Genomic DNA, 23,097 nt, shown 5'->3' with positions numbered 1-23,097 from the left:
GTTTCTCCATAAAGCTCTCCTCATCCACCAGCATCACGCAGGTTTTGTACATATCGACTGCCCTTCCCACTTTAATTTATCCGTCGCGGCATCGTTGCTTCTGTTTTTCTCGAAACGCCGTGAAAAAACAAATAAATCCGCCCAAAGTGCGCTATTTCAACTATCTAATCCGAATAACAGTCAATTTCGTTAACACTCTGTACCCAACATAAAGGCATGCGCCATCGGGGCTGATGCGCAATTGGTTCACCACTCCTGGCACGTCATAGGCTCGCACCTCCTGAAAATTCAGGGTGTCAAAAACCCTGATTTTATTCTCGACACGACTACCGTAAAAAGCCAATCGGCCATCCGGGCTAATAGCGATTGCCCCGGGCTCCTTCCCAGTACTGACTGATTGAATAACTTGCAAATTCGCGGAATCCAGTACAACAACCCTGTTTTCACTATGAGAACTCACATAAATGCGACGCCCATCAGGACTTAACGCACAGTATGAGAGCTCATAATAAGGAGACGGCGTTAGCGCATATTTGGCACTTTTCCCAACGAAGGCATTCGCCGGCACATCAAACTTATTTATCGTCCCATCACTTTGATTACTGATAAAAACATACCGCTCATCAGGACTCAAAAGCAAAGCATCCCAAAAAAAGCAACCTCGAAGTTGAAATATTTTTTCCACACGAGCAAACCTGGCATTAACAAGTGCAAATCTGCTGTTTTCCAGGCACCACACCAGATCGGCGTTTTTCGAGAAAACACGTGGGCAGAAGCCGGAAGAGTTGGGGACGCTTGCGATCGGCTCAAAACTTTTCAAGTTCAGAACCGATATCGAACCATTATGACTGCCACCACAACCTATTTCCCCATCCAAACTAATGGCGAAAGCATTATGGCCAAAAATATTCCTATTCAGCGCCGTATTTTCCAATGTCAGAACATCAAAACACCCTCCCCGTCCGCCAATGGCATACAACAAATTCCCATCGGGAGACAACGCTAAATCGTTAAGTGGATTATAAACATCTGCCTCGCCTGTTTTACCCCTGCCCGTGACACTCAGTCCTGCCGTAACGGCAAGCCCGGCAAGCTCTGCCTTGAGGGAGTAATGGGTATTAGGGAGATCGGGCGCTGTGACACCTTTAATCACTAGCCTGCCGAATGAATCGGTTTGAAATTCGCGCCGACCTGTACCCCCATCGAAGTACTTTAAGACACTTGGAATAGTCACATAGACTTTCGCATCTCTGACATATTCCCCATTTTCGTCAGTCGCCTTCAGTTCTATACTCTTAATCCCGGCTGGAGCAATGACATAGGGCGCGTAGATGAACTCCAGCGTGGCATTCATTCCGGCCGTGACCAGCGTGTAGCGCTTTAACGTGAACGTCTGGATAGTGTCAGCATTTTTATTGGGGAAGAAGTCCACGCGCAGTCGTACTCTCAACTCTTTACCCGGTTCAAACAGCTCCAGTTCTTTGCGTGGCAATACGTAATCGAGCCCGTTCTGGATTTCCGTCGACGTCAGGGTTTTAGCCACGGCAATCGCCACGGTCTTGGGGTTGCCATCCTTGCCAGTCCCCAGGACATGCAGCCAGAATTTTTGCCCCGCCGCGATAAACGGCCAGGACGCACAAAAGATGTGCGCATCGCCGGTAAACGTCCGCAGATCCACGGCGTCCCCATAGGCCTCCACGATTTCCGGTATCGGAAAGTTGGGATCCGTCACGTTGACGCTTTCGATGGCAAGGGTCAGCGGTTCGGACTCGGTCTCCTTGCCGCCACTCAACAGGATCCACGTAAACACTACCTCCAGGCCTGCGTTGGCCAGAATGAACGCCGGGGTCAGCTGAAAGTTGGCGCGGAAGTTGGCATTCAGTGCCACAAATGTGAATACCGGTGTCCCTGCTCCCGCAGCCCCGCCCTTCGCCACCAATTTGGCTTTATCGCCGGGTTTGAAGCCTTTGGCCCAATCCACCCGGACCACAAAACCCGTGGTGTGCTTGTTGGGATAGATCACATTGCCCACCAGCGTCGGCACAAAAGGAGCCGGTGGAAGTTCTATTTTTGGCGTCAGGTCGACCTTGATCGAGAGTGACGGCGATGGCAGTGAGTTCTGGGTATGGTTCCCCAGTTGGTCCTTTATTCTATAAAAAATCGCAAAGGTCGGGCTGTTGCCACCGCCAACGAAAGCGGCTTTGGGCAGCAGTATGTCGAACGCCCCGCCGAGATCGTTCGTCTTCACGGTGTAAGTGAACAGAAATCCGTTGCAGTCCACCGTCACCTCGTCGTGCAGTTTGGCAAACACGTAAGAGATGGTAAGCGCGACGCCTTGCTCGGCCACGACCAGGTCGACGCCCTTTTGTTTGACCTCTTCAGGCAAATCAATGCCCAACGCTTCTTGGATGTCTTTGTCGTCGACTACCGGGTCCAGGCCACCTGGGCGGTTTCTGCTGTACAGCACCCACAGCTTGGGGGACGGCTCATCAGCGCCACCGATACGCTTGGCCACATAATGGAAAAATTGCAGGCCATTGCGAAGCAGAGCCCTGGACACCTCGAACGTGGTGCGTTTGGTGGCCGGATCGACCGTCACAGGGGCATCGATAGGCGTGGCACTGCCGTTGAAATGGAGTGCCACAGAATCCGCACCGGGAGATGGCGGATCCACAACCACTTTCAGATGCCCGCTTCCTGTGAGCCTCAAAGGAACCCCTACCAGAGGCACTCCTGCACTGGGGTCTTCGCTTTTGACGTCCGGCGTTGCATCGACAATATAAGGGGGTGACAGCGCCAGGGCAGTGGAATCATTTGAAAGATCGGTCATCGCACACGCTCCTTGTCGGGCCGCAAGAGAGCGGCGTAGGTAGCGGTATCAAATCCCTGAAACGTTGCTGCGGCTACTGTCAGAAATAACAGGTACGTAGTACTTCAAGACGAACGGTCATTAGTTGAGGTTTTCTTCCCCCACCCCACAGGCGATAAAACCCGCCCCGCTTTTGCATGAGCGGCGGATTATGAATAGGCAGTAGTGGCCGTTTCGAGAGCCTTCGTCGGCTACATTGATGCCTGCCTCACCTGCCTCTCCAACTCAGCCTTCAACCCAGGCTCCAGCTTCAACTGCCGAGCCAGTTCATCCAGGTAGGACTTCTCCATGAAGCTCTGCTCATCCACCAGCATCACGCTGGCGATGTACATCTCGGCAGCCATTTCCGGCGTGCTGGCCGCGCGGGCGACTTCTGTAGGGTCGAGCGGTTTACTGAGTTCAGCATGTAGCCACTGCTGCAACTCCTGATCGTTGTCGAGCTTGGTGAACTCGCCTTCGATCAACGCTCGTTCGCGCTCATCAACATGGCCATCGGCTTTCGCGGCGGCAACCAGCGCCTTGAGGATCGCCTGGCTGTGCTGTTCGACTTGCGCCGAGGGTAAACGGTCGAGGGTTTGCGGTTCAGTGTTTGGCGCCGTGCCTTGCTGGGCCTGCCAGTTGCCGAAAGCCTTGTAGGCAATCACGCCCAACGCGGCGAGACCGCCGTAGACGACGACTTTGCCGCCGACACTGCGAGCCTTTTTGCTGCCGAGCAACAAGCCCATGGCACCCGCCGCTATCGCACCGCCGCTCGCCCCCGAGAGCAAACCACCGAGGCCACCGCTGGACGCCTTGTTCTGATTGCCACCGGCCTTGTTCTGCAACAGATCCTGACCGGACTTGAGCAGTTGATCGAGCAAACCACGGGTGTTCATTTTGCCGCCTCCATAAAAGGGATAACCGGCCACCAGCCTAGATCTAAAGTACCCAGCGACTCCCTGTGAGAGTGCTTCCAGATGTTGCTCATATCCTGTAACGCCTACAGGACCATCGATTAAAACGATATACACTCAAGCGAATCTATAAAAACCGCCCACCGGGTATTTCCCCATGATGACCTTGCGTCAGATTCGTCATTTCATCGCCGTGGCCGAGACCGGATCGATCTCCGCCGCTGCGCAAACAGCATTCATTTCCCAATCGACATTGACCCTGGCGATCCAGCAACTGGAAGAAGAGATTGGTGTCGGTCTGTTCAACCGACACGCCAAGGGCATGAGCCTGACCCACCAAGGCCATCAATTCCTGCGCCAGGCGCACCTGATTCTGGCCACCGTGGAAAACGCCAAACGCAGCCTGCAACAGAGCACCGATCAGGTGGCCGGCCAGTTGATCATCGGCGTGACCAGCCTCGTAGCCGGGTACTACCTCGCCGATCTACTCACCCGTTTCCAGCGCGCCTACCCCAACGTCGAGATCCGGGTGATGGAGGATGAACGCCCCTACATCGAGCATTTGCTGGTCAGCGGCGAGATCGATGTCGGCGTGCTGATCCTTTCCAACCTCGAAGACCGTCATGCATTGCAAACTGAAGTCCTGACGCACTCGCCCCACCGTTTATGGCTGCCGGCGCAGCATCCCTTGCTGGAACACGACAGCATCAACCTCGCCGACGTCGCGCGCGAACCGCTGATTCAACTGAACGTCGATGAAATGGACCGCAACGCCCAGCGCATGTGGTCCGCAGCCTCGCTACAACCGCGCATCACCCTCAGGACCGCTTCAACGGAAGCCGTGCGAAGCCTGGTGGCCGCTGGTTTGGGCGTGTCGATCCAGCCCGACATGACCTATCGCCCATGGTCGCTGGAGGGCGACATCATCGAAGCACGCCCGATTGCCGACTTGAGCCAGACCCTCGACGTCGGCCTGGCCTGGCGTCGTGGCACTGCGCGTCCGGCGCTGGTCGATCCATTCCTGACCGTCGCCCGCGAACAACCCCACGGCGGGCGCAAGCCATCTATTTAATCGAACGCCACCTTCAGTATTTAGTATTTGTCGACCTCGGGTCCGCGCACTAGTCTTGCTGCATCTATATAAGACGGCCGGGCCCCTGTCACAGGGAGCAGCATGGCCACACAAGAAAAGAGAACCCGAAAAATGGCTGGCGCGCAGACCCCGTTGTTTACCGCGTTATTGATCGATGGCGAATTGGTCGCAGGCCAGGGTTTTGTCGAACCGATCCTCAACCCCGCCACCGGGGAAGTGCTGACGCACATCGCCGAGGCCAGCACCGAGCAAGTCGAAGCCGCCATCCTCGCCGCCCACCGCGCCTTCGCCGGTTGGTCACGGACCACACCGCAGCAACGTTCAAACTTACTGTTGGACATCGCCAACGCCATCGAAAAACAAGCCGACCTCCTCGCCCGCCTCGAATCCCTGAACTGCGGCAAGCCGTTGCACCTGGCTCGTCAGGACGACTTGAGCGCGACGGTGGATGTGTTCCGTTTCTTTGCCGGCGCCGTGCGTTGCCAGACCGGCCAGCTCAGCGGCGAATACCTGCCCGGCTACACGAGCATGGTGCGCCGCGATCCTATCGGGGTCGTCGCGTCCATCGCGCCGTGGAACTATCCGATCATGATGGCCGCATGGAAAATCGCCCCGGCCCTCGCCGCCGGCAACACCTTGGTGTTCAAGCCGTCCGAACACACGCCGCTGTCGATCCTGGCCCTGGCCCCGGCGCTGGCCGAAATCCTGCCACGCGGCGTGATCAACATTGTCTGCGGCGGCGGTGAAGGCGTCGGCAGCCATTTGGTCAGCCACCCGAAGATCCGTATGGTGTCGCTGACCGGCGATATCGTCACCGGGCAAAAAATCCTCCAGGCCGCCGCCAAGACTTTGAAACGCACGCACCTTGAGCTCGGTGGTAAAGCCCCGGTGATCGTCTGCAACGATGCGGACATTCAAGCGGTGGTCGAAGGCGTGCGCACTTACGGTTATTACAACGCCGGTCAGGATTGCACCGCCGCGTGCCGGATTTATGCACAGGCCGGGATTCATGACCGTTTGGTGGCCGAGCTTGGCGCGGCGGTCAGCAGCTTGCGCTTTGCCGGTAAACGCGATGCCGACAACGAAATCGGCCCGCTGATCAGCACGCGCCAGCGCGACCGCGTGGCCAGTTTCGTCGAACGCGCCCTTGGCCAGCCGCACATCGAACGGGTGACCGGCGCAGCGGTGCATTCCGGCGCCGGCTTCTATTACCAGCCAACCCTGCTCGCCGGTTGCAAACAGAGCGATGAGATCGTCCAGCGCGAAGTGTTCGGGCCGGTGGTCACCGTGACCCGTTTCGATCAACTCGAACAAGCGGTGGACTGGGCCAACGACTCGGAGTACGGCCTCGCCTCGTCGGTCTGGACCCAGAACCTCGACAAAGCCATGCAGGTCGCAGCGCGGTTGCAGTACGGCTGCACCTGGATCAACAGCCATTTCATGCTGGTCAGCGAAATGCCCCACGGCGGCCTTAAACGGTCCGGGTATGGCAAAGACTTATCCAGCGATTCGCTTCAGGACTACAGCGTGGTGCGGCACATCATGGCGCGCCACGGACAGCATCTCTGACTACGCTAATAACAAGCCGCTCACGGCATGCTTCACCACGTTCACAACTGCCCCGACCATAATTAAAGAAGAGGGAATTCCCATGTTCGTGCACAAGACCGCACTGCTCAGTGCAATCACCACGGCGCTGCTGGCCAGCGCCAGCCTCCAGGCCGCCGAACCGCTGAAAGCGGTGGGTGCCGGCGAAGGTCAGCTGGATATTGTGGCTTGGCCGGGCTACATCGAACGTGGCGAAAGCGACAAGGCCTACGACTGGGTGACTGGTTTCGAGAAGGAAACCGGTTGCAAAGTGAACGTGAAGACCGCAGCCACTTCCGATGAAATGGTCAGCTTGATGGCCAAGGGCGGTTACGACCTGGTCACCGCTTCCGGCGACGCCTCGCTGCGGTTGATCGTCGGCAAGCGTGTGCAGCCGATCAACACCGCGTTGATCCCGAACTGGAAGAACATCGACCCGCGCCTGAAAGATGCGCCGTGGTACGTGGTCAACAAACAAACCTACGGCACCCCGTATCAGTGGGGCCCGAACGTGTTGATGTACAACACCAACGTATTCAAGACCGCGCCAACCAGTTGGGGCGTGGTGTTCAACGCGGAAAACCTGCCGGACGGCAAGCCGAACAAGGGGCGCGTGCAGGCGTATGACGGCCCGATCTACATCGCCGACGCCGCGCTGTACCTGAAAACCGCCAAGCCGGAATTGGGTATCCAGAACCCGTATGAACTGACCGAAGCCCAGTACAAAGCCGTGCTCGATCTGCTGCGCGCCCAGCAGCCGCTGATCCACCGCTACTGGCATGACACCACCGTGCAGATGAGCGACTTCAAAAACGAAGGCGTGGTCGCGTCCGGTGCCTGGCCGTATCAGGTCAACGGCCTGATGAACGAGAAGCAGCCGATTGCTTCGACCATTCCAAAAGAAGGTGCCACCGGTTGGGCCGACACCACCATGTTGCATGCCGAGGCCAAGCACCCGAACTGCGCTTACAAGTGGATGGACTGGTCGCTGACCCCGAAAGTCCAGGGTGATGTTGCCGCGTGGTTTGGTTCGTTGCCAGCGGTGCCGGCGGCGTGCACCGGCAGCGAATTGCTTGGCGCTGAAGGCTGCAAGACCAATGGTTTCGACCAGTTCGAGAAGATCGCCTTCTGGAAAACCCCGCAAGCTGAAGGCGGCAAGTTCGTGCCGTACAGCCGCTGGACCCAGGACTACATCGCGATCATGGGCGGCCGCTAGTCTTTGACGTGACACCGTCCCCTTGTGGGAGCGGGCTTGCTCGCGAAGAGGCCATCACATTCAACATTGATGCTGCCTGGCACACCGCATTCGCGAGCAAGCCCGCTCCCACATTCGATCTCCATCACTGGCAGATCGTATTCGATCCAGATTTTTCAGAAGTCCAGGCAGGGCCGCTGTGACGGCCCTCGCCTTTTTGGAGCACCGCACCATGACGCTTGCAGTCCAGTTCACCAACGTTTCCCGACTCTTCGGCGAAGTGAAAGCCGTAGACCGGGTTTCCATCGACATCCAGGACGGCGAGTTTTTCTCCATGCTGGGCCCTTCGGGCTCGGGCAAAACCACCTGTTTGCGCCTGATCGCCGGTTTCGAACAACCGAGCGCAGGCTCGATCCGCATTCATGGCGAAGAAGCCGCCGGGCTGCCGCCGTATGAGCGTGACGTCAACACCGTGTTTCAGGATTACGCGCTGTTCCCGCACATGAACGTCCTCGACAACGTCGCCTACGGTTTGAAAGTCAAAGGCGTCGGCAAAGCCGAGCGCCGCAAACGCGCCGAAGAAGCCCTCGACATGGTCGCCCTCGGCGGCTACGGCGAGCGCAAACCGGTGCAGCTATCCGGCGGTCAACGCCAGCGTGTGGCCCTGGCCCGCGCCCTGGTCAATCGCCCACGCGTGCTGTTGCTTGACGAGCCTCTGGGCGCCCTCGACCTGAAGCTGCGCGAACAGATGCAAAGCGAACTGAAGAAACTGCAACGCCAACTCGGCATCACCTTCATCTTCGTCACCCACGACCAGACCGAAGCGCTGTCGATGTCGGATCGCGTGGCCGTGTTCAACAAGGGCCGCATCGAACAGGTCGACACCCCGCGCAACCTCTACATGAAACCAGCCACGACCTTTGTTGCCGAATTCGTCGGCACCTCGAACGTGATTCGCGGCGATCTGGCCCGGCAGTTGAGTGGCAACCCACAGCCGTTTTCGATTCGCCCGGAACACGTGCGTTTCGCTGAAGGCCCGTTGGCCAGCCATGAGATCGAAGTCAGCGGTTTGCTCCACGACATCCAGTACCAGGGCAGCGCCACGCGCTACGAGATGAAACTGGAAAACGGCCAGACCCTGAACATCAGCCAGGCCAACAACCAATGGCTGGACATCAGCGCCCAGCACCAGACCGGGCAACGCATCAGCGCTCGCTGGGCACGGGAAGCGATGATCCCGCTGCACGACACCGTTGTCGGCGGGGTGTGAGATGAACACCGTGGCTATCCCTCAAACCCCGGCCAGCGGTTCGCCGTTGCGCAGGTTTTCCAACCTGCTGTATCGCCGACCGAATCTGTACCTGTCGCTGTTGCTGGTGCCGCCGCTGCTGTGGTTCGGCGCGATCTATCTCGGCTCGCTGCTGGTGCTGCTGTGGCAAGGCTTCTACACCTTCGATGATTTCACCATGGCGGTCACACCCGACCTGACCCTGGCGAACTTCGCGGCACTGTTCCAGCCATCGAACTTCGACATCATCCTGCGCACCTTGAGCATGGCGGTCGTCGTCTCAATCGCCAGCGCCATCGTCGCGTTCCCGATCGCCTACTACATGGCGCGCTACACCACCGGCAAGACCAAGGCGTTTTTCTACATCGCGGTGATGATGCCGATGTGGGCCAGTTACATCGTCAAGGCGTATGCCTGGACGCTGCTGCTGGCCAAGGGAGGCGTCGCGCAGTGGTTCGTCCAGCACATGGGGCTGGAGCCGGTTTTGCAGTTTGTGCTGGGCATTCCTGGCGTGGGCGGCAGCACCTTGTCGACCTCGCATCTGGGCCGCTTCATGGTGTTCGTCTACATCTGGCTGCCGTTCATGATCCTGCCGATCCAGGCCTCGCTGGAACGTCTGCCGCCGTCATTGCTGCAAGCTTCTGCGGACCTGGGTGCCAAGCCGCGCCAGACCTTCATGCAGGTGATTCTGCCGCTGTCGATTCCAGGCATTGCGGCCGGTTCGATCTTCACCTTTTCCCTGACGCTGGGCGACTTCATCGTGCCTCAACTGGTGGGACCGCCGGGCTACTTCGTCGGCAGCATGGTCTACGCCCAGCAAGGCGCGATCGGCAACATGCCGATGGCCGCTGCCTTCACGCTGGTGCCGATTGTGCTGATCGCCATCTACCTGACTATCGTCAAACGACTGGGGGCCTTCGATGCACTCTGAAAAGGCTTCATTGGGTTTAAAAATCGCAGCCTGGGGCGGGTTGGTGTTCCTGCATTTCCCGATCCTGATCATCTTCCTCTACGCCTTCAACACCGAAGACGCAGCGTTCAGCTTTCCACCCAAGGGCTTCACTTTGAAGTGGATCGGCGTGGCGTTCTCGCGGCCGGACGTGCTGGAAGCGATCAAGCTCTCGCTGCAGATCGCCGCCGTCGCAACCTTGATTGCCATGGTGCTCGGCACCCTCGCTTCCGCGGCGTTGTACCGTCGGGATTTCTTCGGCAAGCAAGGCATCTCGCTGATGCTGATCCTGCCGATTGCGTTGCCGGGGATCATCACCGGGATCGCGTTGCTGGCGACGTTCAAGACGCTGGGGATCGAGCCGGGCATGTTCACCATCATCGTCGGCCACGCGACCTTCTGCGTAGTGATCGTCTACAACAACGTGATCGCCCGTTTACGCCGCACTTCGCACAGTTTGATCGAAGCCTCGATGGACCTCGGTGCCGATGGCTGGCAGACCTTTCGCTACATCGTCCTGCCGAACCTCGGCTCGGCGTTGCTGGCCGGCGGCATGCTCGCGTTTGCCCTGTCGTTCGACGAAATCATCGTCACCACCTTCACCGCCGGCCATGAACGCACCCTGCCGCTGTGGCTGCTCAACCAGCTCAGCCGCCCACGGGACGTGCCGGTGACCAACGTCGTCGCGATGCTGGTGATGATGGTGACCATGCTGCCGATCCTTGGCGCCTACTACCTGACCCGGGGTGGCGAGAGTGTGGCGGGCAGTGGCGGGAAATAAATAACAACACTTACTCACTGTGGAAACCGAATTTAATGTGGGAGCGGGCTTGCTCGCGAAAAGGCCATCACATTCAACATTGTTGGTGACTGACACACCGCTTTCGCGAGCAAGCCCGCTCCCACATTGATCCGGTTCCCACAGAAGAAAAACAACAGTTCCGAAGAGGACAGAACCATGCAAACCAAACTCTTGATCAACGGCCAACTGATCGACGGCGAAGGCCCCGCCCAACCCGTGTTCAACCCGGCCCTCGGTCGCGTGTTGGTGGAGATCAATGAAGCCAGCGAAGCCCAGGTCGATGCTGCCGTGCGCGCCGCCGATGCTGCCTTCGACAGCTGGTCACAAACCCCGCCGAAAGAACGGTCGCTGCTGCTGCTCAAACTCGCCGACGCCATCGAAGCCCATGACGAAGAGCTGGCCAAACTGGAATCGGACAACTGCGGCAAACCCTACAGCGCCGCGCTGAACGACGAAATCCCGGCCATTGCCGACGTGTTTCGTTTCTTCGCAGGCGCCAGCCGTTGCATGAGCGGTTCGGCCGGTGGCGAATACCTGCCGGGGCACACCTCGATGATCCGCCGCGACCCGGTCGGCGTGATCGCCTCCATCGCGCCGTGGAACTACCCCCTGATGATGGTCGCCTGGAAAATCGCCCCGGCCCTGGCCGCTGGTAATACCGTGGTGCTCAAGCCGTCGGAACAAACCCCGCTGACTGCCCTGCGCCTGGCTCAACTGGCGTCGGATATTTTCCCGGCCGGCGTACTCAACCTGGTGTTTGGTCGTGGTCCTAGCGTGGGCAGTCCGTTGGTCACCCACCCGAAAGTACGCATGGTGTCGCTGACCGGCTCAATTGCCACCGGTTCGAACATCATTTCCAGCACCGCCGACAGCGTCAAACGCATGCACATGGAACTGGGCGGTAAAGCCCCGGTGATCATCTTCGACGACGCCGACATCGACGCCGCCGTGGAAGGCATCCGCACCTTCGGTTTCTACAACGCCGGCCAGGATTGCACCGCCGCATGCCGCATTTATGCGCAGGCCGGCATCTACGAAAAATTCGTCGAGAAACTCGGCGAAGCGGTCAGCAGCATCAAGTACGGCTTGCAGGATGATCCGTCGACCGAACTGGGCCCGCTGATCACCGCGCAACACCGTGACCGTGTGGCCGGGTTTGTCGAACGCGCCATCGCACAACCGCACATTCGCCTGATCACCGGCGGCAAGGCTGTGGAAGGCAACGGGTTCTTCTTCGAACCGACCGTGTTGGCCGATGCGCAGCAGGATGACGAAATCGTTCGCAGAGAAGTGTTCGGGCCGGTGGTGTCAGTGACGAAATTCACCGATGAAGCGCAAGTACTGGGCTGGGCCAACGATTCGGACTACGGCCTGGCGTCGTCGGTCTGGACTGCAGACGTCGGCCGCGCGCATCGGATGTCTGCTCGCTTGCAGTACGGCTGCACGTGGGTGAATACGCACTTCATGCTGGTCAGTGAAATGCCGCATGGCGGTCAGAAACTGTCCGGCTACGGGAAGGACATGTCGATGTACGGGCTGGAGGACTACACCGTCGTTCGGCATGTGATGTTCAAGCACTAAAAGCTTCGTCGGATCGCCTTCGCGAGCAAGCCCGCTCCCACAGTTTGAAATGCATTCCCCTGTGGGAGCGGGCTTGCTCGCGAAGGCGTCACCTCGGTTTCAAGGTCGAAACCGGTATTACGTACCACCAGGGTTCAAATCCAGACAAACACAACAATAACCACCGATCCGGGCAGCGCCTTCACGGCCCCGCCACGGTTTCGGACATCCGAAATCTGCCGATTTTCCGGAGCTGACACACTATGAGTACAACACCCGAACTCGCTGCAGCCGTCGCCGACAGCGACGCCGAGCAGTTACGCAAACTGGGTTACACATCCAACTTCAATCGAAGCATGAGCCTGTGGGAAAACTTCGCCCTGGGCTTCACTTATCTCTCGCCGGTTGTAGGGGTTTATACCCTCTTCGGCCTCTGCCTCGCCGCGGGCGGGCCACCAATGTTCTGGGCCTACTTGCTGGTCGGTTGCGGCCAGTTGCTGGTGTGCCTGATCTTCGGTGAAGTGGTTTCGCAATTCCCGATTTCCGGAGGCGTCTACCCGTGGGCCCGCCGCTTGGTGGGTAAACGCTGGGCGTGGATGGTCGGCTGGATCTACTCCATCGCCCTGTGCGTCACCATTGCCGCCGTTGCCGTCGGTGCCGGTCCGTACCTGGCCGCCATGATGGGCTTCGAACCGAGCAACAACACCAACATCGTCATCGCCCTGTTCCTGACGCTGTTCGCCACCCTGGTCAACCTCAGCGGCACCAAGGTGCTGGCGCGCATCGCCATGTTCGGCTTCCTGTGCGAACTGGTCGGCGCGGTGATCGTCGGCGTCTACCTGCTGGTGTTCGAGCGTCACCAACCGCTCAGCGTGTTGTTCAACACCTTCGACATCAGCGTCGACGGCTCGTACTTGCCAGCCTTCCTCACCGCTTCGCTGGCGGGGATGTTCCTGTACTACGGCTTCGAGGCCTGCGGCGATGTGGCCGAAGAAACCCCGAACCCGAGCAAGAAAATCCCGGTGGCCATGCGCATGACCATCTACATCGGCGGCATCGCCGCGATGTTCGCCTGCCTGGCGCTGATCCTCGCCGTGCCAGACATGCAAGCCGTGATTAACGGCACCGACAAGGACCCGGTCACCACCATCCTCAACAACGCCTTCGGCCCGGTCGGTTCGAAGGTAGTGATGGGCGTGGTGATGATTTCCTTCATCTCCTGCGTCATCAGCCTGCAAGCGGCGGCGAGTCGTCTGCTGTATTCCTACGCTCGCGATGAAATGGTCATCGGCAGCTCCCTGCTGAAGAAAATCTCGCCCACCACTCAGGTACCGGTAGCGGCACTGTTCGTCTCCGGCGTCCTGCCGGCGCTGATCATCATCCTCGGCTTCTTCCTGCAGGATGCGGTGGCAACCATCGTCAGCTTCGCGGCGATCGGCATCTACCTGGCCTTCCAGATGATCGTCCTCGGGGCCCTCTATGCCCGCATGAAAGGCTGGAAACCGAGTGGCAAATTTACCCTCGGTGCCTGGGGTTGGCTGGTGAACATCGGTGCGCTGGTCTACGGCGTCGGCGCGATCATCAACATGGCCTGGCCGCGCACGCCGGACGCGGCGTGGTACATCAACTACGCCATGGTGCTGAGCACGGCCATCGTGATTGGCTTGGGGTTGTTGTACATGTGGATTGCCAAGCCATATGACCACGGGACTGCGCCTGCGGGGGATGCCTGGAAGGTTAGTCGGTAAAGGTACTTGCTCAGCCCGCAGCGATGCGGGCTGGGTTGATGGCGCTAAATCGGTTGAGGCTTGGAGAGACTTTCAAACTCGTCCATCAATAGATGGATTTCGGTGCTTGGGTTGGCTTCGCCGCTAATGGCGACATCCTCGATAATCTTTGGCGCTAACGCTCTTGCCCTTTGAAATGGCTCCCCCAAGAGTCTGGCGAAATAGTTGATATCTTCGCCCTTCTCATACAAATCCATGTTGGGCTTTTCTCTGAGACTCTTGGCTACCAAGTCGCCTGCAGAGCGCTTGCCGACGGCACGGAAAGGCTTTCGATTGAACCCGAAATGCAGAAGTAGCCAAAACTCAAAACAGGGATATGAAGCGATGACTTTGATTTTCGGATGCGGTCCCGCCAGATCAATGGCTCGCTCAAAGCACAAATGCGTATCGCGATCCAAGGCACAAAATACCTTGTCGAATTCTTTCTGACGGGAGATGGCTGTTTTTACAATGCCGCTTGGATGCGTGATGCCGCAGTGGGCAATTTCCACTTGAGCATTGGCGCGAAAATGAAAGGCGGCCTCTTCCAGGTATCGTTTTCCTGACTTGCTGTCTTCACAGAGAATCAGCACTTTGGGCTGAGGCCTGAACCGGGGTGCCTTTCGATCAAACAGCCGTATAGGGCGCGCCATGATCAGCCCCGCCTTATCAACGGTAATCCGCGATAACGGCCTTCAAAGTAGCGTTTCTCGATATCCTCCCCTTCTCGTCCTTCAAAATCGTGAACCGAATAAAGAAAGGTTGCACCGTTGGCATCGCGCTCGGTAATCCAGAACTGATCGCGCCGAAGTGCTTTGGCGTTCATTAGATGAGTGTCGTGGGTGGTAAAGATCAGTTGAGTATCCAGCCCACTGTCCAAGTGCTTCTCAATCAGGTCATCAACGATTGAAGGGTGAAGGCTGCTGTCCAACTCATCGACAGAGAGAATCCCACTTCCATCGGCGTGATTGATCATGAACCAGGGCAGCCAGAAACCGATCAGATTTTTGGTACCGCCGGACTCCTCTGAAAAGTCAAAATCGGCTTTACCTAAATGGCTCGTATGCGTGAGGGTGATCTTGTCTTTTTGGGCAGCAGCAAAGAACTCTTTCAGCGTGAGTTTTTTTGCAGGTTGAACAGATTCCGCGTCTTCGGTGTTGAGGTGGATAGCGGACACAGGGATGTCCACGTCCTTTAGAAAATCTCGCAAATTGCCGGTTTGATCCGAAGCAATCTTCAGAAATCTGATGGACGCGGCCGACAGCCCTATGAAGTTGTTCTGCTCGATCACGAGTAGACCGGTCTGAAACCAGCTAAACGGCCCCCGCAACTGGGTCAGCTCTTCGCTACTGTTCGCTATCGCCTGCGAAATAAACAATGTTTTGGGGCTCGTCAGACGCCGCCACGCATTGTGGACTTCTCTACCACCCTCAAGGTGCGCTCCAAAAACATACTGCTCACCCTCCTCCGAAAAACGACGCTGATACAGCAGCACTTCCTTGCCTTTGGGGTATGAAACCAGCTGTTCCTCGATAATCCGCTGGGCAGTCAGACGCAGGACAAACCGGTATCGGAGCCCGCGTTGAATGAAGTTGTACTCAAAACAACTGGGTTCATGCTGGAGTTGCGGATCAAAACGAAAGGGCGAGGCCGGAAGCGGTTCGTCATTTGCGGACGGTAATGCTGTGAGCAACTGTCCGATGATCCCCATCGCCCGAATGAGCGAAGATTTGCCAGACGCGTTTGGCCCGTAGATCGCCGCTACCTTCAACAAGTCCGGCAGTTTTTCTCCACTTACCGGCGGCGCGAACAGGTTGCGCTTTTTGCTCAAGCGCGGCGTCGCAGCCATGGACAGGGTTTGCTTGTCACGGAAGGAGCGATAGTTGGAAACAGAGAATTCGATCAACATGTAGCAAACCTGCAGTTCGTTCCTGAAAGCGGAAAAACCTATAGGAAAAACCAGGGTTGCGATGCTGCACCGGTGCACTTCAAGCAAAAACAGGAAATTCCTACAGACCGGGCCTTCAAGCTAATACACCCATTCCTACGGCACGCGTCGCCAGAGTAGACTTGGCGCCGCGAGCGCCTGAGCGATAGGCTTTACCTCGTCGCTGCCAAATCAGCGACCCGGGGTCGAAGCCGGAACACTATCAACATGGCGCATCCGCGCCCCCATATGAACTGGGGCAAATTTTGCCTTTCAGTTTCGCTTTATGGTGGGCCGTGTGGCGCGGGCCTCTTGGCTTACATGTTGATCGAGAATGTCCCGACTTCGAACGCCGCACGGTCCGCCACCCAAATCTGTCGAAGGATCAGTGGCGGCTCCTTTTTCAACATGGAGTCGAAAAATTCTTGAGCACACGCTAAATCCGTCCGAAATCCATCCTCATTTCACCCCAACCGTCTTCACCCGCCACAACCGCTTTCTTCACACCTTCATGCACGCCAACCAGGCTTGGTTCTGCGTCCAGGACCTCGGTCGCTTGATGGGCCGTCCTCTGGATCAACGCCTCACCCTGAAGCTCGATCCCGATCAGCGCCAGCAGGTATTGTTGCTGAGGAACGGCAAAACCACCGAATCGTTGATGGTCAGCGAATCCGGGATGTACGCCCTTCTGGTACATCATTTCGTCCCGGAAAACCGAAACCTGCGCCAATGGCTAAGCAACGAAGTCATACCTACGCTGCGCGAGTCGGGAGCGGCTGTGGACAACATTCCAAGCCTGAGTTCATTGCAATGGGCCGGAGTCTCCGTTCCTCTTCTGCACTGGCAACATCAAGCCTGGATCAAATGGAGGGACATGCCTGACCTGATGCAAGTACAACGCCCCTTCAAGATCTTGGGCACTTGCAGTTGAAGGCAGGGTGAAAAATGAAAAAGGGGCAGACCTCACAGTCCGCCCCTGGCTTCCAACAAAACTTAATCTCCAACCCTCAAAACCGCGAAACAGTCCTCATCGCATCCACCAGATACCGCATCGCAATCCGGTCGCTCTCCGACAGCTCTCGATACCTTTCCAACAACTTCATTTCGTCCGGGCTGAGCCGGCGCCTTCGCCGGCCGCTTGCCAGGCAAGGAAGAATTCCTAACATTTCGGTGATGCCTTGTACTTTTGTCATCGACGATGTCCTTCTATAAGACCGAGAAAACTTCAAAAACCGCATCGCCCTCTCCTTTTTGTTTGTCGCCGGCCTTAAGGGCTGAAGCCGGTCATGAGCACAGAATAGGAACATTCCCGGCGCTGAAAAGCGGTTTTTAGAGTAATTAGTCAAAAAAAGCAGAAATGCCCTATAAATCAGAAAGTACTGTCGGAAAAGTTAACCGAAATTTCTTGTTTCATTGCCGCTCTGCCAAAGTGCTACCAATCAATTTTTGTCAGCAACCGAACGGTTTAAGCTATTTGGCATCTGTTTAAGGTCCGTTGCGTTTGGTCGAAGGCATGTCCGAACCGTTATTTTTGATCCAGCACGTGCCAGGAACGGCGCGGGATTGCTCACGACAGGTTGTACTTATGCATCGCAGGAATTTGCTCAAAGCGTCCATGGCCATCGCGGCCTACACCGGTTTGTCGGCCACCGGCCTGCTGGCCAGCCGTGCCTGGGCGGGCAACGGTACGGCGGATGGCGAGGCTCAGGCGTTCGATTTTGAAGCGCTGAAGATTCAGGCCAAACAGCTCGCCGGCAACCGTTATCAGGACACCAAGCAGGTGTTGCCGCCGACGCTGGCGACCATGACGCCGCAGAACTTCAACGCGATCCGCTACGACGCGAATCACTCGCTGTGGAAGGATTTGAACGGTCAGCTGGACGTGCAGTTTTTCCACGTCGGCATGGGGTTCAAGCAGCCGGTTCGCATGTACAGCGTCGATCCCAAGACGCGTCAGGCGCGGGAGGTGCATTTCCGCCCTTCCCTGTTCAACTATGAAAAAACCACGGTCGACACCAAGCAGCTGACAGGCGACCTGGGGTTTTCCGGGTTCAAGCTGTTCAAGGCCCCGGAGCTGGACCGCCACGATGTGTTGTCTTTCCTCGGCGCGAGTTACTTCCGTGCGGTAGACGCGACCGGCCAGTACGGTCTGTCGGCGCGCGGGCTGGCGATTGATACGTACGCCAAGAAGCGCGAGGAATTTCCGGACTTCACCAAGTTCTGGTTCGAGACACCGGACAAGGACAGCACGCGTTTCGTGGTCTACGCCCTGCTGGATTCGCCGAGCGCCACCGGTGCTTACCGTTTCGACATCGATTGCCAGGCCAGCCAGGTGGTCATGGCTGTCGATGCCCACGTCAATGCGCGTACCGCCATCGAGCAACTGGGCATCGCGCCGATGACCAGCATGTTCAGCTGTGGCACCCATGAGCGGCGTATGTGCGACACCATTCACCCGCAGATCCACGACTCGGATCGTCTGGCGATGTGGCGCGGCAACGGCGAGTGGATCTGCCGCCCACTGAACAACCCGGCGACCCTGCAATTCAATGCCTTCGCCGACACTGATCCGAAAGGTTTCGGTCTGGTGCAGACCGACCATGAGTTTGCCAGCTATCAGGACACCGTCGATTGGTACAGCAAGCGTCCGAGCCTGTGGGTCGAACCGACAACGGCGTGGGGCGAAGGCTCTATCGATCTGCTGGAAATTCCTACGACCGGCGAGACGCTGGATAACATCGTCGCGTTCTGGACCCCGAAAAAACCGGTCGCGGCCGGTGATTCCCTGAATTACGGCTACAAGCTCTACTGGAGCGCACTGCCACCGGTCGGCACACCGCTGGCGCGGGTCAATGCGACCCGTTCGGGCATGGGCGGCTTCACCGAAGGCTGGGCGCCGGGCGAGCATTACCCGGAAGTCTGGGCGCGGCGCTTTGCCGTGGACTTCACCGGTGGAGGTCTGGATCGCTTGCCGGAAGGCGCAGGGATCGAGCCTGTGGTGACGTGCTCGAACGGGCAGGTGAAGGATTTCAATGTGTTGGTGCTGGACGACATCAAGGGTTATCGCATTACCTTTGACTGGTACCCGACCAATGACAGCGTGGCGCCGGTGGAGCTGCGGTTGTTCATCCGGACCAATGACCGGACGTTGAGCGAGACCTGGTTGTATCAGTACTTTCCGCCGGCGCCGGATAAGCGTAAGTACACCTGAGGGTAATTGGGTGTATGGGCTGGCCCCTTCGCGAGCAAGCCCGCTCCCACATTTGAACTTGGTCATACACATAATCTGTGTCCAGCGGAGATCGAATGTGGGAGCGGGCTTGCTCGCGAAGGCGGCCTGACAGTCAGCAAAATACTGGCTCAGAAACACAAAAGCCCCGATCACAACGATCGGGGCTTTTTGTTTTCTCAGCCTCACTCAGTCCCGCAAATCCGACTCATGTATCGGCTGATCCCGGTGCGTCGCCCGCTGATACTGCGCCGGCCAGATAGCCTTGCGCCCGCCCAGGTCGTCATCGGCATGCAGCGGCCAATACGGATCGCGCAACAGTTCTCGCGCCAGGAAGATGAGGTCCGCCTGGCACGTACGCAAGATATGTTCAGCCTGGGCCGGCTCGGTGATCATGCCGACCGTGCCGGTAGCAATGCCCGACTCCTTGCGCACGCGCTCGGCGAAGCGGGTTTGATAACCGGGGCCTGTCGGGATTTCGGCATTGGCCGCCGTCCCGCCCGAGGACACGTCGATCAGGTCCACGCCCAGCGCTTTGAGGCGTCGCGCCAGTTCCACGGTTTCATCCGGGTTCCAGCCGTCTTCCACCCAATCGGTGGCCGAGACCCGCACCAACAGCGGCAGCTCTTCAGGCCACACCGCACGCACCGCTTCGGTGACTTGCAGCACCAGCCGGATGCGGTTCTCGAACGAACCGCCATATTGATCGCGCCGCTGATTGCTCAGTGGCGACAGAAACTGATGCAGCAGGTAACCGTGGGCGGCGTGGATTTCGACCACCTTGAATCCGGCGGTCAATGCGCGCTGGGCAGCGGCGACGAAGGCCTGGACGACCTCAGTGATCTCGCTTTCTTCGAGTTGTCTTGGGTGGGTGTGTTGCGGGTCGAAAGCAATGGTCGACGGGCCTACCGGCACCCAGCCGCCGTCTTCGGGTTTAACGCTGCCATGTTTGCCAAGCCACGGCCGATGAGTGCTGGCCTTGCGCCCGGCGTGCGCCAACTGGATGCCGGCCACAGCGCCCTGAGCGGCGATAAAGCGGGTAATGCGTTGCAGGGGTTCGATCTGCTCGTCAGTCCACAGGCCGAGGTCCTGGGCGGTAATGCGCCCGTCGGCGGTGACCGCCGTGGCTTCGGTAAATACCAGGCCGGCGCCGCCGACCGCACGACTGCCGAGGTGGACAAGGTGCCAGTCATTGGCCAGTCCATCGACGCTGGAGTACTGGCACATCGGGGAGACCGCGATACGGTTGAGCAGGGTCAATTGACGCAGGGTATAGGGTTCAAGCAGCAGACTCATGGGGCACCTCTCGAATCAGTGGGCAGGCTCCAGGGTTCTGTTTGAAAAGTCGACGAGTGACAGGAAAAAGGCGCAGCACCCGCCCCCGCGGGTAAAAATTCGACAAGACGTCACAAGGATAATCAAGCAGTGCTTAGAGCCTAGTCGACATCGGGGGATGAGGGAGGGTTCCTGGGATATTTGGCGTCAGGGATATCGCCGTCGCGAGCAGGCTCGCTCCCACATGGGTTCTGCATTGTTCACAAAAACTTTGTGTGAGCGAGCCTGCTCGCGAAGGGCTTAACGCGGTTCGATGTGGGCAATCATCAGCTGCACAGTCTCGTTACCGCGAAACTCGTTGAGGTCGAGTTTGTAGGCCAGTTCCACCCACTTGATGGTCGGGTTCGGCCAGATATCACGGTCGATACCGAAGGCAATACCGTCGAGTTTCACCGAGCCACATTCGCTTTTCAGCACCACTTTCAGGTGCCGTTCACCGACGACGCGCTGCTCAACCAGTTGGAACACGCCATGGAACAGCGGCTCAGGGAAGTGCTGTCCCCAAGGACCGGCATGACGCAGGGCGCGGGCCAGTTCGAGGTGGAATTCTTCGACCGCCAGCGTGCCATCCGACAGCAAGCGCCCGGTCAGGTCCTCTTCACGCAATTGCCGACGCACTTCCGCGTCGAAGGCCTCGGCAAACAGCGGAAAGTTCGCTTCCGGCAACGTTAGCCCTGCCGCCATGGCGTGGCCGCCGTACTTGCTGATCAGGTTGGGGTGCTGCGCCGCCACCACGCTCAATGCGTCACGAATGTGGAAACCCTGAACCGAACGCCCCGAGCCCTTGAGCAAGCCATCGCCGGCATCGGCAAAGGCGATGGTCGGACGGAAATAGCGCTCTTTCATCCGCGAAGCGAGGATGCCGATGACCCCCTGGTGCCACTCGGGATCGAACAGGCACAAACCGAACGGCATCGACTCGACCGGCAAATCCTTCAGTTGCGCCAGCGCTTCGCGCTGCATGCCCTGTTCGATGGATTTGCGGTCCTGGTTCATGCCATCCAGCTGCACGGCCATTTCCCGCGCCAGCCCCGCGTCGTCGGTGAGCAGGCATTCGATACCCAGGCTCATGTCATCCAGCCGCCCCGCCGCGTTAAGGCGCGGGCCGACAATGAAACCCAGATCGGTAGAGGTGATGCGCGCCGGCTCACGCTTGGCGACTTCGAGGATCGCCTTGATCCCCGGCCGCGCGCGCCCGGCACGAATTCGTTCAAGACCTTGATGGACCAGAATCCGGTTGTTGGCATCCAGCGGCACCACGTCGGCGACGCTGCCCAGCGCCACCAGGTCAAGCAATTCACCAATATTCGGTTGTGGTTTGCTCTCGTACCAGCCGAGGCTGCGCAGACGTGCGCGAAGCGCCATCAACACATAAAAAATAACGCCGACACCGGCCAGTGCCTTGCTCGGGAAGTCACACCCTGGCTGGTTCGGATTGACGATGGCATCGGCCAGCGGCAGTTCATCGCCGGGCAAGTGGTGGTCGGTGACCAGCACATTGAGGCCGGCCTTTTTCGCCGCCGCGACGCCTTCGACACTGGAAATACCGTTGTCCACGGTGATCAGCAATTGCGGCGTACGGGTCAAGGCGACTTCGACGATTTCCGGCGTCAGGCCGTAGCCGTACTCAAACCGGTTCGGCACCAGATAGTCGACATGAGCCGCGCCCAGCAGGCGCAAGCCCAAGACGCCCACGGTGCTGGCCGTCGCGCCATCGGCGTCAAAGTCGCCGACGATCAGAATGCGCTGGCGCTGTTCCAGCGCCGTCACCAGCAAATCCACGGCGGCATCGATGCCTTTGAGCTGCTGGAACGGAATCAGCCGCGCCAGGCTCTTGTCCAGTTCAGCCTCGGTCAGCACGCCCCGCGCCGCGTACAGGCGGGTCAGCAGTGGCGGCAGATCACCGAGGAATGGCAGGGTGTCGGGCAACAGGCGAGGTTCGATGCGCATGGGGTGACGGAAGCTTCTCTTGATTACGTGGGATTAGTCTGTTGCCAGCGCAGGATCAGCCGCGCTCGCCTTGCAGCCATTGCAACTGGACTTCGTGCTGACCACGGTCGTCGGTGACGAAAATCGTCCCTTCGCTGATCATCACGTCCCACTTGATCACCCGTGGCATGTCTTTGGCCAGGGTTTCCAGGATTTCCTGAGGCACGGCAGCAATGTGCACATTCTTCAGGTTCTTGATCGCAGGGATCACTTTGGTTTCCCAGACACGCAGGCTGCCGTAGGCCAGCAGGCTGGTGCGTTCGGTACGACGCGAGCACCAGGTCAGGCGATCGGCGTCTGGCTGGCCGACTTCGATCCAGTGCAGGACGCGGTCGTCCAGGCTCTTTTCCCACAGGGCAGGCTCATCCACGTCTGACAGACCACGACCGAATGACAGCTGCTCGTTGTACCAGAAGGCGTAGGCCAACAGCCGCACGGTCATGCGCTCTTCGGTTTCCGAAGGGTGACGGGCGATGGTCTGCTTCACGGTCTCGTAGATGCTGCGGTCGAGGTCGGTGAGGTTCAGTTCAAACTTGTAGGTCGTGGACGGCTGGGCCATGAACGGGCTTCTTGATACGAGGAAAGGCGGCAAGTCTAACCGATGCTGTAGGCAAT

Annotated in this window: 18 protein-coding genes; 10 read left to right on the top strand and 8 right to left on the bottom strand. The window is 58.4% G+C overall.

All coding sequences use genetic code 11. The features are described from left to right. Positions 1-160 precede the first annotated feature (160 nt). Positions 161-2,830 carry a beta-propeller fold lactonase family protein gene (locus tag BK660_RS13215; protein WP_123433659.1) on the bottom strand — a complete coding sequence of 890 codons (2,670 nt, stop codon included), beginning with the start codon at positions 2,828-2,830 and terminating at the stop codon, positions 161-163. A gap of 230 nt (positions 2,831-3,060) precedes the next feature. Further along, entirely contained in the window at positions 3,061-3,744 is a 684-nt protein-coding gene (locus tag BK660_RS13210; RefSeq protein WP_123433658.1) for a tellurite resistance TerB family protein, read from the bottom strand. Between the two features lie 175 nt (positions 3,745-3,919). Between BK660_RS13210 and BK660_RS13205 the strand changes: the two genes are divergently transcribed. From BK660_RS13205 to BK660_RS13170, 8 genes are all read left to right on the top strand, one after another. After that, complete coding sequence (locus tag BK660_RS13205; RefSeq protein ID WP_123433657.1) at positions 3,920-4,834, top strand: LysR family transcriptional regulator; 915 nt, start codon at positions 3,920-3,922, stop codon at positions 4,832-4,834. Between the two features lie 102 nt (positions 4,835-4,936). Next, the gene (locus BK660_RS13200; protein WP_123433656.1) at positions 4,937-6,424 is read left to right on the top strand and encodes a gamma-aminobutyraldehyde dehydrogenase; all 1,488 of its coding nucleotides are present in this window, start codon (positions 4,937-4,939) and stop codon (positions 6,422-6,424) included. An 82-nt stretch (positions 6,425-6,506) separates the two neighbouring features. Beyond that, positions 6,507-7,658, top strand: a complete 1,152-nt coding sequence (gene ydcS / locus BK660_RS13195) for a putative ABC transporter substrate-binding protein YdcS (RefSeq protein ID WP_123433655.1) — start codon at positions 6,507-6,509, stop codon at positions 7,656-7,658. Between the two features lie 211 nt (positions 7,659-7,869). Further along, positions 7,870-8,907, top strand: a complete 1,038-nt coding sequence (locus tag BK660_RS13190) for an ABC transporter ATP-binding protein (protein WP_123433654.1) — start codon at positions 7,870-7,872, stop codon at positions 8,905-8,907. Position 8,908: 1 nt separating this feature from the next. Then, entirely contained in the window at positions 8,909-9,856 is a 948-nt protein-coding gene (locus tag BK660_RS13185) for an ABC transporter permease (protein ID WP_123433653.1), read from the top strand. Then, positions 9,846-10,655, top strand: coding sequence for an ABC transporter permease (locus BK660_RS13180; protein WP_123433652.1), 810 nt, complete (start codon positions 9,846-9,848; stop codon positions 10,653-10,655). The genes BK660_RS13185 and BK660_RS13180 overlap by 11 nt, the downstream gene beginning before the upstream one ends. 177 nt (positions 10,656-10,832) lie before the next feature. Continuing rightward, positions 10,833-12,257, top strand: coding sequence for a gamma-aminobutyraldehyde dehydrogenase (locus BK660_RS13175; RefSeq protein WP_123433651.1), 1,425 nt, complete (start codon positions 10,833-10,835; stop codon positions 12,255-12,257). Positions 12,258-12,499: 242 nt separating this feature from the next. After that, positions 12,500-13,984 carry an APC family permease gene (locus BK660_RS13170; protein WP_123433650.1) on the top strand — a complete coding sequence of 495 codons (1,485 nt, stop codon included), beginning with the start codon at positions 12,500-12,502 and terminating at the stop codon, positions 13,982-13,984. Between the two features lie 44 nt (positions 13,985-14,028). Here the strand turns inward: BK660_RS13170 and BK660_RS13165 are convergent, their stop codons facing one another. Then, on the bottom strand, positions 14,029-14,655 hold the full coding sequence (locus tag BK660_RS13165) for an RloB family protein (protein ID WP_123433649.1): 627 nt from the start codon (positions 14,653-14,655) through the stop codon (positions 14,029-14,031). Positions 14,656-14,657: 2 nt separating this feature from the next. Further along, the gene (locus BK660_RS13160; RefSeq protein ID WP_123433648.1) at positions 14,658-15,911 is read right to left on the bottom strand and encodes an AAA family ATPase; all 1,254 of its coding nucleotides are present in this window, start codon (positions 15,909-15,911) and stop codon (positions 14,658-14,660) included. Between the two features lie 439 nt (positions 15,912-16,350). On the opposite strand from BK660_RS13160, the gene BK660_RS13155 reads away from it, so the two are divergent. Then, on the top strand, positions 16,351-16,860 hold the full coding sequence (locus BK660_RS13155; RefSeq protein WP_123434604.1) for a BRO-N domain-containing protein: 510 nt from the start codon (positions 16,351-16,353) through the stop codon (positions 16,858-16,860). A 76-nt stretch (positions 16,861-16,936) separates the two neighbouring features. Here BK660_RS13155 and BK660_RS13150 read toward each other — a convergent pair whose 3' ends face one another. Next, positions 16,937-17,122 carry a hypothetical protein gene (locus BK660_RS13150; RefSeq protein WP_027924920.1) on the bottom strand — a complete coding sequence of 62 codons (186 nt, stop codon included), beginning with the start codon at positions 17,120-17,122 and terminating at the stop codon, positions 16,937-16,939. Positions 17,123-17,514: 392 nt separating this feature from the next. Between BK660_RS13150 and BK660_RS13145 the strand changes: the two genes are divergently transcribed. Then, the gene (locus tag BK660_RS13145) at positions 17,515-19,140 is read left to right on the top strand and encodes a glucan biosynthesis protein D (protein ID WP_123433647.1); all 1,626 of its coding nucleotides are present in this window, start codon (positions 17,515-17,517) and stop codon (positions 19,138-19,140) included. 207 nt (positions 19,141-19,347) lie between these two features. Here the strand turns inward: BK660_RS13145 and BK660_RS13140 are convergent, their stop codons facing one another. The 3 genes from BK660_RS13140 to BK660_RS13130 all read right to left on the bottom strand — a co-directional run bounded on the left by BK660_RS13140 (position 19,348) and on the right by BK660_RS13130 (position 23,041). Then, complete coding sequence (locus BK660_RS13140; RefSeq protein WP_123433646.1) at positions 19,348-20,454, bottom strand: NADH:flavin oxidoreductase/NADH oxidase; 1,107 nt, start codon at positions 20,452-20,454, stop codon at positions 19,348-19,350. 279 nt (positions 20,455-20,733) lie between these two features. Beyond that, positions 20,734-22,443 carry a single-stranded-DNA-specific exonuclease RecJ gene (recJ, locus tag BK660_RS13135; protein WP_123433645.1) on the bottom strand — a complete coding sequence of 570 codons (1,710 nt, stop codon included), beginning with the start codon at positions 22,441-22,443 and terminating at the stop codon, positions 20,734-20,736. Between the two features lie 55 nt (positions 22,444-22,498). Further along, positions 22,499-23,041, bottom strand: a complete 543-nt coding sequence (locus BK660_RS13130; protein WP_027924916.1) for a YaeQ family protein — start codon at positions 23,039-23,041, stop codon at positions 22,499-22,501. Between the last annotated feature and the right edge of the window lie 56 nt (positions 23,042-23,097).

Origin of the sequence: Pseudomonas brassicacearum, assembly GCF_003732265.1 — a bacterium.
In the GTDB taxonomy this organism is placed as follows: domain Bacteria; phylum Pseudomonadota; class Gammaproteobacteria; order Pseudomonadales; family Pseudomonadaceae; genus Aquipseudomonas; species Aquipseudomonas brassicacearum_D.
The sequence above is the reverse complement of the archived record's forward strand: the minus strand, read 5'-3'. Positions and strand labels throughout refer to the sequence as shown.

Excerpts from the sequence above, each read along its gene's own strand:
- BK660_RS13160 (WP_123433648.1), bottom strand. The coding sequence starts at position 15,911 with ATGTTGATCGAATTCTCTGTTTCCAACTATCGCTCCTTCCGTGACAAG.
- BK660_RS13205 (WP_123433657.1), top strand. The coding sequence starts at position 3,920 with ATGATGACCTTGCGTCAGATTCGTCATTTCATCGCCGTGGCCGAGACC.
- BK660_RS13180 (WP_123433652.1), top strand. The coding sequence starts at position 9,846 with ATGCACTCTGAAAAGGCTTCATTGGGTTTAAAAATCGCAGCCTGGGGC.
- BK660_RS13170 (WP_123433650.1), top strand. The coding sequence starts at position 12,500 with ATGAGTACAACACCCGAACTCGCTGCAGCCGTCGCCGACAGCGACGCC.
- BK660_RS13190 (WP_123433654.1), top strand. The coding sequence starts at position 7,870 with ATGACGCTTGCAGTCCAGTTCACCAACGTTTCCCGACTCTTCGGCGAA.
- BK660_RS13200 (WP_123433656.1), top strand. The coding sequence starts at position 4,937 with ATGGCCACACAAGAAAAGAGAACCCGAAAAATGGCTGGCGCGCAGACC.
- BK660_RS13150 (WP_027924920.1), bottom strand. The coding sequence starts at position 17,122 with ATGACAAAAGTACAAGGCATCACCGAAATGTTAGGAATTCTTCCTTGC.
- BK660_RS13145 (WP_123433647.1), top strand. The coding sequence starts at position 17,515 with ATGCATCGCAGGAATTTGCTCAAAGCGTCCATGGCCATCGCGGCCTAC.
- BK660_RS13215 (WP_123433659.1), bottom strand. The coding sequence starts at position 2,830 with ATGACCGATCTTTCAAATGATTCCACTGCCCTGGCGCTGTCACCCCCT.
- BK660_RS13185 (WP_123433653.1), top strand. The coding sequence starts at position 8,909 with ATGAACACCGTGGCTATCCCTCAAACCCCGGCCAGCGGTTCGCCGTTG.
- ydcS (WP_123433655.1), top strand. The coding sequence starts at position 6,507 with ATGTTCGTGCACAAGACCGCACTGCTCAGTGCAATCACCACGGCGCTG.
- BK660_RS13210 (WP_123433658.1), bottom strand. The coding sequence starts at position 3,744 with ATGAACACCCGTGGTTTGCTCGATCAACTGCTCAAGTCCGGTCAGGAT.
- BK660_RS13140 (WP_123433646.1), bottom strand. The coding sequence starts at position 20,454 with ATGAGTCTGCTGCTTGAACCCTATACCCTGCGTCAATTGACCCTGCTC.
- recJ (WP_123433645.1), bottom strand. The coding sequence starts at position 22,443 with ATGCGCATCGAACCTCGCCTGTTGCCCGACACCCTGCCATTCCTCGGT.
- BK660_RS13130 (WP_027924916.1), bottom strand. The coding sequence starts at position 23,041 with ATGGCCCAGCCGTCCACGACCTACAAGTTTGAACTGAACCTCACCGAC.
- BK660_RS13175 (WP_123433651.1), top strand. The coding sequence starts at position 10,833 with ATGCAAACCAAACTCTTGATCAACGGCCAACTGATCGACGGCGAAGGC.
- BK660_RS13165 (WP_123433649.1), bottom strand. The coding sequence starts at position 14,655 with ATGGCGCGCCCTATACGGCTGTTTGATCGAAAGGCACCCCGGTTCAGG.